The sequence below is a fragment of the Pseudoalteromonas thalassia genome, assembly GCF_049257215.1.
GTDB lineage: Bacteria > Pseudomonadota > Gammaproteobacteria > Enterobacterales > Alteromonadaceae > Pseudoalteromonas > Pseudoalteromonas lipolytica_C.
This window is the reverse complement of record NZ_JBMMUE010000001.1, coordinates 207,608-220,284: the sequence shown is the minus strand read 5'-3', so window position 1 is coordinate 220,284 and position 12,677 is coordinate 207,608. Positions and strand designations below refer to the sequence as shown.

Annotated in this window: 13 protein-coding genes; 2 read left to right on the top strand and 11 right to left on the bottom strand. The window is 41.8% G+C overall.

Features of this window, described 5'->3' with window-relative positions; translation table 11 throughout:
- The first annotated feature begins 75 nt into the window (after positions 1–75).
- Positions 76–2,709, top strand: a complete 2,634-nt coding sequence (gene fliK, locus AAEU31_RS01075) for a flagellar hook-length control protein FliK (protein ID WP_421966180.1) — start codon at positions 76–78, stop codon at positions 2,707–2,709.
- Positions 2,710–2,714: 5 nt separating this feature from the next.
- Complete coding sequence (locus AAEU31_RS01070) at positions 2,715–3,023, top strand: EscU/YscU/HrcU family type III secretion system export apparatus switch protein (protein WP_421966179.1); 309 nt, start codon at positions 2,715–2,717, stop codon at positions 3,021–3,023.
- 30 nt (positions 3,024–3,053) lie between these two features.
- Here AAEU31_RS01070 and AAEU31_RS01065 read toward each other — a convergent pair whose 3' ends face one another.
- The 11 genes from AAEU31_RS01065 to AAEU31_RS01015 form a co-directional block, all read right to left on the bottom strand.
- Complete coding sequence (locus AAEU31_RS01065; protein ID WP_421966178.1) at positions 3,054–3,458, bottom strand: DUF2802 domain-containing protein; 405 nt, start codon at positions 3,456–3,458, stop codon at positions 3,054–3,056.
- A gap of 15 nt (positions 3,459–3,473) precedes the next feature.
- A complete protein-coding gene (locus AAEU31_RS01060; protein ID WP_054553251.1) occupies positions 3,474–3,971 on the bottom strand; it encodes a chemotaxis protein CheW in 498 nt (165 codons plus the stop codon).
- Positions 3,972–3,992: 21 nt separating this feature from the next.
- The gene (locus tag AAEU31_RS01055) at positions 3,993–4,751 is read right to left on the bottom strand and encodes a chemotaxis protein CheW (protein ID WP_421966177.1); all 759 of its coding nucleotides are present in this window, start codon (positions 4,749–4,751) and stop codon (positions 3,993–3,995) included.
- Between the two features lie 2 nt (positions 4,752–4,753).
- Complete coding sequence (locus tag AAEU31_RS01050; protein WP_135923878.1) at positions 4,754–5,524, bottom strand: ParA family protein; 771 nt, start codon at positions 5,522–5,524, stop codon at positions 4,754–4,756.
- A gap of 11 nt (positions 5,525–5,535) precedes the next feature.
- Positions 5,536–6,495, bottom strand: a complete 960-nt coding sequence (locus AAEU31_RS01045; protein ID WP_135923877.1) for a flagellar motor protein MotB — start codon at positions 6,493–6,495, stop codon at positions 5,536–5,538.
- A gap of 4 nt (positions 6,496–6,499) precedes the next feature.
- Positions 6,500–7,264, bottom strand: a complete 765-nt coding sequence (locus AAEU31_RS01040) for a flagellar motor protein (RefSeq protein ID WP_135923876.1) — start codon at positions 7,262–7,264, stop codon at positions 6,500–6,502.
- The gene (locus tag AAEU31_RS01035; RefSeq protein ID WP_138557432.1) at positions 7,257–8,396 is read right to left on the bottom strand and encodes a protein-glutamate methylesterase/protein-glutamine glutaminase; all 1,140 of its coding nucleotides are present in this window, start codon (positions 8,394–8,396) and stop codon (positions 7,257–7,259) included. The genes AAEU31_RS01040 and AAEU31_RS01035 overlap by 8 nt, the downstream gene beginning before the upstream one ends.
- Positions 8,397–8,459: 63 nt before the next feature.
- A complete protein-coding gene (locus AAEU31_RS01030; RefSeq protein WP_421966176.1) occupies positions 8,460–10,736 on the bottom strand; it encodes a chemotaxis protein CheA in 2,277 nt (758 codons plus the stop codon).
- A gap of 15 nt (positions 10,737–10,751) precedes the next feature.
- A complete protein-coding gene (locus AAEU31_RS01025) occupies positions 10,752–11,519 on the bottom strand; it encodes a protein phosphatase CheZ (RefSeq protein WP_135923873.1) in 768 nt (255 codons plus the stop codon).
- Positions 11,520–11,536: 17 nt separating this feature from the next.
- Positions 11,537–11,920, bottom strand: coding sequence for a chemotaxis response regulator CheY (gene cheY, locus AAEU31_RS01020; protein WP_016708035.1), 384 nt, complete (start codon positions 11,918–11,920; stop codon positions 11,537–11,539).
- 40 nt (positions 11,921–11,960) lie between these two features.
- Positions 11,961–12,671, bottom strand: coding sequence for an RNA polymerase sigma factor FliA (locus AAEU31_RS01015; RefSeq protein WP_135926251.1), 711 nt, complete (start codon positions 12,669–12,671; stop codon positions 11,961–11,963).
- Positions 12,672–12,677: the final 6 nt, after the last annotated feature.

Sequence of the window (12,677 nt, the reverse complement as noted above, 5' to 3'; positions counted from 1 at the left end):
GGCGTTAGTCTACCATAATGATAGGGTAATACGAATATTGCTTTAAAACGATTAACTTATATTTGATCTAAAATAATGAATAAACAAAGCCAGTTGACTCTCAGCACCCAGCTTAATATTGACCCTAAAAGTATTAGCAGTGCTTCACAACATTCATCAAGCGAGGCATTAAAAATGCTCGCTGATCAGAGTCTAACTGCCCGTAATATCGTGATTAGCAAACACAGTGTGCAGATGGATGTATTAATCAACAATGCATGGCAAACATTGCGTTTATCTACTGAGCAAGAAAATCCCAAAACTGAACGATTCTTATCGGCAAACATCCAATTAAGTAATGATGGCAAAGGGCTCACTATTACACCTCTGCCTATCACAATTACACTGGGTAAAAGTCAGCAAATGCAAGCACTTCTTAACTTGTTCACACAGGGGAATGCAAATACAAACACGCCCTACCCGGCAACTATTGCCAGCAATCAGCCAATGCTGCAACTGCCATCATTGAAAACAGAGTTTGCCCTTAACAATACCTTGGCAACACTGTTAAAAACTGAAGCGCCACTCAAAGCAATCTTGTTGCCAGCTACAAATCAGCAAAATAGTTTTAACTTAAACATCATTAATCGCTTTGGGGATTCACTGCATCAACAAAGTGTTAGCCAACAAAAAGTCGCTGATTTAGTCGCTAAACTAGTCCCAGAAATAGACTTAAAACTCACCGGCCAACAGCTACAATTGAGTTTAGCAACCAAACAAAATAGCGAGTTAACGCTGCCACTTGCAGCAATCCCCCCAAAACAAGCAAAACAAATTCAAGCGCATTGGCAATTTAATCCTCATACGCTAAAACTGCTATCACAGCGCGTAAAAGAGACCATTGAACTTGTCAACAAAGCGCCAATACAACATTTGTTATTAAAAAACTCACTCTCAGATACATTTACACATGCTCTTAAAAGCCAACCACTTGACAGTAAGACAACGCCTTTGGCTCCATCAAGTAGTAATGATTCACCAATACGCTCTTGGTTAAAAGACAGTTTTGCCGATTTGAAAACCCGTATTAGTGATGCAGTGCGTTACTTTGAGCGTTTACCAGCAACAACAAAATCAACAGCTAACTTATCTGTTAGTCAAACGCCGGGCGCAAGCAACAGTGTAAGCCAGCTAGGGTATAATGCTAAACAAATCAATATAATTAAGCTCGCGTCTTTAGACCCAAATTGGTCGAGGTTAATGACCTCTAACTCGCCTTTAAAACAACAGCCGGGCCCACTTTTGCCTACCATCAATAACAATGTGCAGTTGCCCGCCACAAAGTCTGCTGGCGAACAACCTATGTTGCCTGTCAGCTTTAATAAGTCGGCGCCGCTAATTCAATTGTTTCAGCAACTTAAAGTAAGTCTTGAACCATTAATAAATACGCCCGCAATCAATGACAAAGCAGCACTCATTAGTAGCGCTCAAATAGCCGAAAAGCCTCCTACAACTTCAGCGGCAAATGCTATAAATAAGGCGAACTCTATACCCGCTCAAGCTTCAAACATCGCCACTAATATTGATAACGCAGTATCGAAAGACAATCCAGCGCTTGCAACTAAGGCGATTAAACAAACTGTGAGTGGTGATCAGTTGCAATCCTTAGCGGGAACAAAGGGTGCAATTACAGAGCAAACGACAAATCATGTAAAAGTTAAAGCGGAACTGCCTGCACCAATAACAAGCCAAGTTTCTTCTCTCGCTCCTTTTTTAGCAGCAAAAGAGCCTAATTTACGCCAACCCCTACTCGCTATTAGGCCTATTGAAGCTGCACTAATAGCCAAGTTAGTGCCAATGCCACAGAGTCAAAAGCCCACAAGCACGCCACTACCTGTGCAGTTAAGTGAAAAGTTAGTCGCTCTTAGTGAGCAAAGTACGTCTTCTTCTGTTGATCTAAATAGGTTAGTTAATCAAGCATTTAACCGCATGATTTCAAGTCAAAACATACACCCAGCAACGATCGAGCGTGAACTACTAAGTATACTTAGACCAGCATCTTTAACACCACAAAACCAACAAGCAAGCTTTAATCAAGGTCTAGAGCAACTAGCAGTAACCGCTTTGGCTGCACCTATTATTAATCAGGCTCCCACTAATTTAAGCTTTAACAACCAAACAGGTCTTGATGCCTTATTGCAAGTGCTAGTACCCAATTTTAAAGCCGTTAATGGCAGTAAGTTACTGGAGCAATTACAACAACCCAATTTGCAAGCCTTAGCGGGTGAGTTAAGCCAAGTAAAGAATACTCTCACTCAAGTACAAACGACACCGATAAACCAACAGCAAGATAGTAACCCGCTTGCACAATTTTTCTTACCGATGAAACTTCCAGCAGAGGCAGGGCAAACAGAAATCAGCTTAGGTCAATACAAAAAGCCGAGCAAAAACAAGCTTGAAAGTAAAAATGTATGGTTTGTTAGGCTAAACTTTGACTATGCGCAGCTTGGTAAATTACAAGTTACCGCAGAGGTTATGGACACAGCGGTAGATTGCCAATTATTAGCCTCTTCACAAGAGGTCACGGCTCTTGCACATCCGCATTTAGAAACGCTGCGTCATAAACTAGCAAGCCATGGTCTAAATGTTGGCGAGCTTAATTTGCAACAAGGTACGCCAAGTCATCAAGCCTTTTACAAGTCACATGCAATTATTAACATCAAGGTCTAAATTTTATGAGCGAACAATATCAACATAAATCTGCTATTGGCCTACTCTACGAAGCGGGCAGTTCGCCTCGAATAACCAGTAAAGGCTTTGGTGAACTTGCTGACGAAATTGTTAAACTTGCCGAACAAAAAGGCATTTTAATACATCAAGACGCTGACTTAGCACAAACCTTATCGCACCTTGAGTTAGGTGAAGAAATACCAAAAGAGCTTTACTATGTCATTGCTGAATTAATTGCATTTTCGTATGTATTGCGTGGTAAATTTCCACCGGGTTGGCAAGATTTTCAGGGTAAGCTCAACATTCAAGCTTAGGGCTCAGAAGTGCTCCAATAAAAAAGCGCCTCATTGGGCGCCTTTTTGTTTATGAAGAGACATAAGAAGTTCAGCTTCGGCTCTGGGTAACTCGCATTCACGAATTATTTCTTCTAAATCAGCACCTAGCTCAACCATTTTAACCGCTCGCGAATAGATTTTCGCATTCGGATCATCATATTTTTGTGCGTCTTGTAGTTGCTCAAGTTCTCTACTTTTTTCTTCAACAGCTACAACACGTTTGCCAATACTGAGCATTCCTGCACGCATTTCTGCAACTTCACTGCGTAATATACTCAATTGTTGTTGAGCATCTTGCAGCTGTTTTTGCTTAGCCTGAATTGCGGCAGCTTGTTTATTGTTATTGACAAAAATAAGCCCCAAACACACTAAAACTAGTAAGATTGAGGCAACAAACAAAGAGTATAACAGCATATAGTTTCCAAGCGTTTATAGTGCGCTCAGCTCGTCCCACTCATCGTCATTTAAAAGCTTGTTAAGGTCTACCAAGATCAATAACTCACCATCACGGTTTGATACACCTTGAATAAACTTAGCACTTTCTTCTGTGCCAATATTTGGCGCACTGTCAATTTCTGAGCTACGCAAATAAACCACTTCAGCGACACTATCAACTAAAATACCAATGACTTGTTTTTCAGCTTCGATGATGACAATACGTGAGTTGTCGGTAACTTCTGCGCCCATCAAACCAAAACGTGCACGGGTGTCGATCACTGTTACAACATTACCGCGAAGGTTAATAATACCCAACACATACGAAGGTGCGCCTGGAACAGGAGCAATCTCGGTATAGCGAAGCACCTCTTGTACTTGCATTACGTTAATGCCGTACGTTTCTTCTTCAAGCTTAAAGGTTACCCACTGTAACACTTCATCGTTGCTATCAGCATTTTTATTAGCTGACAGTAGTCTTTCTTCACTCATGCTATTACTCCGTAAAAATAGTTACTGCTCACGGCTGTCTAAGCCCTGCTCTAGCAATTGATATAAATTTTCAACGTCAATCAAGGCGCACATTTTCTCTTTGATAACACCGGCTAACCATGGCCGCTTACCTGATTTTGCTCGCCATTTTACATCTTCTTTTTGAAGCGTAATATTATTTACGAGCTTTTCTGCCAATAATCCCCATTGACTATCACCTAAGGTGATTAAATACTGATAATTTAATGCTTGTTCTAATCTTTCATCATATTTTTCTGGCATAACCCAACGTGCAGTATCAACAACATTGAGTTTTTCATCTCGGTTAAGCATTACGCCTTTAAACCATTTTGGTTTACCAAACAATTGGTTAACCTCTGTCAGTTGATGAATTCCCCCTAATGCTTTTAGTGGTACTGCTAAGGTTAAACCTGCAACTTCAAAAAACAGTGCCTGAAACTCGCCATCAAAGTAATCTTCTTGGCGCTCAGACGATGTCTTAGCAATAATATCTGCATTAGATTCTGCAACTATATCTTTGATATTAGCTTGGTTCTCGGTTTTCTCAAGCTCTTTAGTTGACTCAACACTCGGTAAAGGCGGTTCAGTAGCAATTACTGTGGAGGTAATCTTTTCTTCTTGCTTTTGTTCAGACTCATTAACCTGCTCGAGTAATTTAGCTACGGGTTCAAGATTCTGCTCGCTAGGTTCATCTTCACACAGCAAAGCACCCAAATATTGGGTCATCACTTTTTCATTAGCAAATAAATGCTTACTCATCATTAACCTTGTGCAACTAAATAATCAAGCAAGGCGCGATAGGCAAATACACCTCGAGAACGAGGGCAAAATTGAATCGGCACTTGTTGTGCTAAACTAGCATCTCTAAATTTTGTATCGACAGGAACAACACCCGACCATACTTTGTCTTTGTAATTATCCTGCAGAGTTTTATACGCTTCAAGTGATGCTTTAGTCCGTTTGTCGTACATTGTAGGAATAATAGTATATTGATACTGCTTTGACTGCGATGTTTGCATTAATTCCATCGTCCGCATCATTCGGTCAAGGCCTTTAAGAGCCAAAAACTCAGTCTGTACTGGCACCAAAATACGCTCGCTGGCTGCCAAGGCGTTAACCATCAACACCCCTAGTACTGGTGGGCAGTCAATAATTGCATAGTCATAATGGTCACTAATTTTTGCCAGCGCTTTCTTAAGAATTAAGCCCATACCATTTTTATTACCCATGCTTCTATCAAGTGTCGCAATTGCCATAGTGGCAGGTAAAATATCAAGGTTTTCTAATGTTGAAGGGCATAACGCTTGCAAAATTTCTTCACTTGCCATGCTGTTGCCGCGTGCAAAAATATCATATACGCTAACCTCAAGCTCTTCAGAATCAATACCAAAATAATAAGTTAAAGATGCATGTGGATCGGTATCAATAAGTAAAACGCGCTTACCTTGTAATGCAAGAATACCCGCAAGGCTGACAGCTGTAGTTGTTTTCCCTACGCCACCTTTTTGATTTGCTACTGTCCAAACTTTCACATCACACCTTATTATTGTTCATTGCGCGTGGTTATTCGAATACCACCATGAGGTAATTGAATCACTTTAATGGTGTTATCATTGCTTGGCAACTCAATTTCAGGAGCTTGTTGCTGCGGCTTTTCAGTGTCTTCATCACTAGGGGTTGTCGGTTCTGGTGGTAAACCATATTTAGAAAGCGCAACCACCACTTTACGGTTTTCAGCTCGGCCTTGTTCTGTATCGTTACTCGCAAACGGTGAATATTGTCCGTAGCCTTCAATCGCCATACGTGCAGGGTTGATACCTAAGTTTTCAAGTTCAACTAACACTGAAGTGGCACGTGCAACCGACAATTCCCAGTTAGAACGAAACATTTCATTGCGAATACCTTCGTTATCGGTATAACCACGTACACGAATATAGTTATCTACAGGGGCAATTATATCTTTGACTAAGCTTACAACTTGCTTGGCTCGTTGCTGAGCAACCGCACTTCCAGAAGAGAACAGCATACCCGAACTCAATTCTATAATTAGCCAATCTTGATGTAACTCAAGACTTGCCTCACCATCGCGAATTTCATCTATCAGCGCAGACTGTAACTTGGTAAGAAGGCTATCGAGTGGTTTACCTAGATGCTTCTTATCTATATTACTGGTCTCACTTTGCCCATCAAGTAGCTCTGGGCCTTGTTCATCTTTACGGATGCTTTCTCCGTATAAAATATCATTTTCGGGACTGACTCGGTCAGTCAAAATCCCCGTACCGTTGACACCAGTTCCAACTTGCTGCTGCTGACGGGCTGATTTTTCAAAAACTTGTTCAAGAGAATCTGAGAGGATTTGGAAATCTTCATTTTTACTAATTGCGATCGCGTACATCACCACAAAAAACGCAAACATAATAGTCATATAATCTGCGTATGAAACCAACCAACGTTCAGTATGCTGACTTTTTTGAGTGTTTTGACGCAAGCGACGGCGCAACATGATATTACTCGTCAACTAAACTTGGGCGATCAACACGGTACGCCTCAAGTTTAAGTTCAATATTTAGTGGGCTTTCGCCTTGAGAGATTGCAATAATACCTTCAGCAAGTAACTCATGATAAAGCATTTTTTGCTCAATTTGCTGCTTCAGCTTATTCGCCATAGGTAAAAACAACAGGTTTGCTAAGCCAACACCATAAATGGTAGCGATAAAGGCGGTTGCTACACCCGCACCTAGTTTTTCAGGATCAGTAATAAATTGCATTGCTTGTATTAGGCCTAATACGGCACCTAAAATACCGATTGTCGGGCTGTACCCCCCCATCGCTTCATACACTCTGCTAACTTCAAGCAAGCGCTCACGTTCAAGCATTAAGTCGATTTCTAGCGTATCTCTAAGTCTATTCTCATCAATACCGTCAACTAATAAGTTCAACCCTTTTGCCGCGTAGGGGTCTGAATGAGCAAGTGCTTCAGACTCTAATGATAAATAGCCCTCTTGCCTCGCTTTATGTGACCAGCGTTTTACTTGCTCAATGGCGGCATCGATATCATGATATGGAGGAAAAAAAACCCAATGACTAATTTTAAGTGTTTTTGCAAAAACACTGCCTGGGGTTTGCAGCATCACAGCACCTAAGGTACCGCCAAGTACGATGACTAGCGCAGGCCCGTTGAATAAGGCTGTTACCACTCCTCCTTCTAGCGCATAACCAAAGGCAATTGCGCTGACAGCAACGATTAAACCAAGAAAGGAAAGCTTATCCACAGCCAGTCTCTCGCGTTAAACGAGCCGCAACATCATTTAATGCAAGACTTTCACTGGCAAGGCCTGCATTAGCAACAGCTTGAGGCATACCATATACGACACTCGTTTTTTCGTCTTGAGCCCAAATTGTCGCACCTGCTTGCTTGAGCATGCGGGCACCATCTCGGCCATCAGCCCCCATTCCCGTTAACACGACAGCTAATACATCTGCCCCGTACGCTTTGGCTGCACTGGCAAAAGTAACATCAACACTTGGTTTATAAGTAATACGAGGACTATCGTCTTCAAACACGCGTAGCGTACGTGAGCTGCCACGTCCTTCTACCAGCATTTGCTGACCACCCGGAGCTAAATAAGCTGTGCCAGCAACCAGTCTATCGCCTTGCTGTGCTTCTTTTACGTTAATTTTACACAAGCCGTTTAGCCGTGCAGCAAATGCCGGAGTAAACGCCGCAGGCATATGTTGGATAAGTAAAATAGGATGCGGAAAATTAGCTGGTAATTGCGTCAAAATAGTTTGCAATGCCACAGGACCACCCGTTGACGTACCAATTGCGACCAACTGATATTGTTTACCTGAAGCCCGAATGTTACTTGCAGCAGATGGCGATGAAGAGCCCGCAGTCGGTGTTGAACGACTAAAACTGCGATCTGGCTGTACAATACCGCTGCTGCGTGAACTGGTAGAAGTTGACGGTCTTACAATAGGTGCTGGGCGGGTAAATCGAGAGATTCTACGACGGCCAATCTCTTTTACTTTATTTTGTAATAATGCAATTGCATCTTCATTATTACGTGCAATGTCTTCAAATTTCTTTGGTAAGAAATCAAGCGCACCGGCATCTAATGCATCAAGAGTGGCTGTTGCACCATCACGAGTAAGCGATGAAAACATTAAAATAGGCGTGGGTGTGGCTGCCATAATTTCTTTAACGGCACTTATGCCATCAAGTACAGGCATTTCCACATCCATGGTAATTACATCAGGCTTTAGTTCTCGGGCCTTATCAACCGCTTCGCGCCCATTTACTGCAAACCCTATTACCTGAATATTGCTGTCTTGCTCTAATATTTCGCTCACTCTACGGCGAAAAAAGCTTGAATCATCAACAACTAATACTTTGACTGCCATTGGCACTCTCTTGTTATTTATCGTATTTAATGCAGCCTATTGGCTGCAAATTACTATTTCTTATTAGCCAACGTAGTGCTTGAGCATACTCGGTACATCTAAAATTAACGCAATGCCACCATCTGATGTGATTGTTGCACCAGCCATACCAGGTGTACCTTGAAGTAATGCATCAAGAGGTTTAATTACGACCTCTTCTTGACCAATCAATGAGTCAACAACAAACCCTACTTGCTTGGTACCAATTTGCACAATCACCACGTGACCTTCTGCTTTTCGCTCTTGGCGGTTGGCTCCTTTCACTAACCAGTGTTGTAAATAGAAAAGCGGAATCGCTTTTTTACGCACAATAATTGTTAGCTGACCATCAACAACGTTAGTTTTAGTTAAATCAAGATGGAAAATTTCGCTAACACCTGCAAGTGGTAATGCGAAAGTTTGCTCACCTACCACAACCATAAGGGTCGGTAAGATAGCCAGTGTTAATGGCACCTTGATTTCAAGCGCAGTACCTACTCCCAATTCTGACTGGATATTAACCGAGCCATTAAGCTGGGTGATCTTCGTTTTTACTACATCCATGCCGACACCACGGCCTGAAATGTCAGAGATCTCTTCTTTCGTTGAGAAACCCGGTGCAAAAATTAGATTATAAGCCTCGGTGTCAGATAAACGACTTGCTTGATCATGGTCAATAACCCCTTTGCTAATCGCTATTTTCTTCAGCTTTTCAGCATCCATACCTGCACCATCATCACGAATGGTCAGTAAGATATGGTCACCTTCTTGAGATGCCGATAAAGTGACAGTACCTGTGCGAGGTTTACCCGCAGCTTCACGCACTTCTGGCATTTCAATACCATGGTCAACAGAGTTACGCACTAAGTGCACCAATGGATCTGCTAACGCTTCTACAAGGTTTTTATCTAAATCTGTTTCTTCACCAACCAACTGCAGATTAATATCTTTTTTCAAGCTACGTGCTAAGTCTCGTACTACGCGAGGGAAGCGACCAAATACCTTTTTAATTGGTTGCATGCGGGTTTTCATTACCGCACCTTGCAAGTCTGCTGTAACCACATCAAGGTTTGAAATAGCTTTGCCCATTGACTCACTGTTTGTGTTATTAGCAAGGCTCACTAATCGATTGCGCACTAATACAAGCTCGCCCACCATGTTCATAATTTCATCTAGGCGTTTTGTATCAACACGTACAGTGGTTTCGGCCTGAGGTGGCGGCGCTTTTTTCGGTGCAGCAGCAGACTCAGGCGCTTTAGCTGGTGCAGGAGTCGCTTTACTTGGTGCTGCTGGTTTACTCGGTGCAGCTTGTTGTGGCGCAGCTTTAGCAACAGGTTTCTCTGCTTGCGTTGGTTTCTCTGGCTCTACGTTCGGTGCGGCTGTTGGGGTGCTTTCAAGTGACTTTGGTGCACTCCCTTTGCCATGTAATTCGTCAAGTAATGCTTCAAATTCATCATCACTGATCTCGTCATCACCATCACTACTTACACTGGTGGTGCTAGGAGCAGCAGGTTTTGGAGCTTCAGGTTGAGGGGTATCGGGTTGTTTAACTTCACCAAAACTGCCCACACCATGAAGTTCGTCTAATAAGCTATCAAACTCATCGTCGGTAATGTCATCACTATCATTGCTGCTTGAATCGAGAGTTGCAGCTGCAGGTCCTTGACCTTTACCATGTAACTCATCAAGTAAACTTTCAAATTCGTCTTCAGTGATTTCATCAATATTCTGTGAAGCACTCTCTTGGGCTAAACCACCACCATCAAATAGCATATCAAAAGCAAACGGGTCGCTTTCATCAATATTATCAGTGTTTATGTCGGCTGTTACATCAGCAGTATCAACAACAGGTTCTTCTACTACTGGCTCTTCAGGTGCAGGGGTTGTGTCTTCAATAACACTTGTGTCTTCTCCTGCAAGCTCTTCTGCTGTTGGTGGCTGACTTAACTTGTGAAGTACATCAAGTAGAGCAGGATCGGCTGGCTCTGGTTGCTCACGATTTTGAATAGTTGAGAACATTTCGTTGATGGTATCAAGAGCTTGAAGAATAACATCCATTAATTCAGGTGTTACACTACGCACACCTTGGCGAAGTAAATCGAAGACATTTTCTGCACCATGACAAGCGTCAACAAGCTCTGTCATACTCAAGAAACCTGCCCCACCTTTTACAGTGTGGAAACCTCTAAAAATTGCGTTAAGTAAGTCTTTGTCTTCTGGGTTGTTCTCAAGCTGAACCAATTGTTCTGACAAAAGCTCTAGAATTTCCCCTGCTTCAACAAGGAAATCCTGTAAAATATCTTCATCGACTTCAAAGCTCATGCAGTTACTCTCCTCTTAGAAGCCCAAACTTGATAATAGGTCATCAACTTCATCTTGTCCTGAGACAACATCATCACGTGACTCTGCATCAATAATTGGCCCTTCAGGACCTGCTAGCGTATCGCTTGTTGCAGGTGCTTGTTCTGTGGCCTGTTTTTCTTGTTTTTGCTGACCATCTTCTTGACTGCCGAATACAGTTAAGAGATTAATTAAACTGTCTTCAACTTCTCGTACTAGTTCAATAACACGGCGAATTACCTGACCAGTTAAATCTTGGTAGTCTTGTGCCATAAGCACATTGGTCATCAAGCCTTGTAATTCATCAGTTTTAGTATGAGAGTTGTTCATGAACTTATCTAAGCTATGGCATAAGGTTTTAAACTCACCAAGCTCAATTTCTCTGTTCATCAATCGATCCCACGTGGGCTTGATTGTTGCAATTTCATCAGCAAGTTGTTGTGCAATAGGTAAACTTGCCTCAACAGCATCCATGGTTTTATTTGCTGCATTTTCTGTCATTTCCATGACATAGTTTAATCGCTGTTTAGCGTCGGGTATCGCATCGGTAGTTAAATCGGCGAGACGAGTATCAAGATCAAAGTTCTTTAACGCTTCATGCAATTGACGCGTCAATTTACCGACTTCGGCAAACAACTCTGATTGTTCTTTTGATGCGGCTTCAAGAATTAGCTTATCTGCCTTCTCTTGTTCACCTTTTTCAAGATACTCAACAAGTTGACGAGCTTGCTCTAAACTTATATGAGGCGCAGCAGGTGCTGACATAAGCCTCTCCCCTTAGATTAACCTAAACGTTCAAACACTTTTTCCAATTTGGTTTTAAGTGTCGCAGCAGTAAATGGTTTAACAATGTAGCCATTAACACCTGCTTGAGCAGCAGCAACAATTTGTTCTTTTTTCGCTTCAGCTGTTACCATTAAAACAGGAATGTGTTTAAGGCTATCATCGGCACGTATAGCACGTAACAAGTCAATACCTTGCATGCCAGGCATATTCCAATCTGTTACAACAAAATCAAATTCTTGATTTTGTAGCATTGGTAATGCTGTTGAACCATCATCAGCTTCCTGCACATTGGTAAAACCTAAATCCCTTAATAGATTTTTAATGATACGTCTCATTGTAGAAAAATCGTCAACAACAAGAATCTTCATGTTTTTATCCAAAACATCCTCCGGTGAGGTTTGAACCTATATTTACTTACTACTAATTAATCCAGTCATTGATTTTTGCTTTGAGCTTAATCATCGCCTGACCATGTATTTGACTCACACGCGACTCGCTAACATCGAGTATGTGTCCTATTTCTTTCAAGTTCATTTCATCGTTGTAATACAAAGACAAAACAAGGGCATCTCTTTCTGGTAACGATTGGATAGCCGTTAATAGAGACTGGTTAAACCGCTCATTTTTAACGTTATTAAACGGTTTGTCTAGTGCTAAATCATGACCCATTGGTGTTATTACGTCTTCATCAACACCTAAATCCTCGATACCTAATACTTTACTAGAATTAACGTCATGTAGAATATGATGGTACTCATCTAGTGTAATATCAAGTTTTTCAGCAACTTCTGTGTCTTTGGGCTCGCGGTTTAGGGTACTTTCTAATTCAGCAATTGTTTCTGCGACTAGACGTGCATTTCGATGCACAGAGCGTGGTGCCCAATCGCCTCGACGGATTTCATCAAGCATTGCACCGCGAATTCTGATACCTGCAAAGGTTTCAAAACTTGCACCTTTACTAGCGTCGAAGTTTTTTGACGCCTCAATAAGGCCGATCATGCCTGACTGAATTAAATCATCGAGCTGAACACTAGCAGGTAAACGAGCAATCAAATGACACGCCACTTTTTTGACTAAAGAGGCGTGCTTTTCAACAATCGCATTTAAATTCTGTGCTGATTGATATCCCATCGCTTT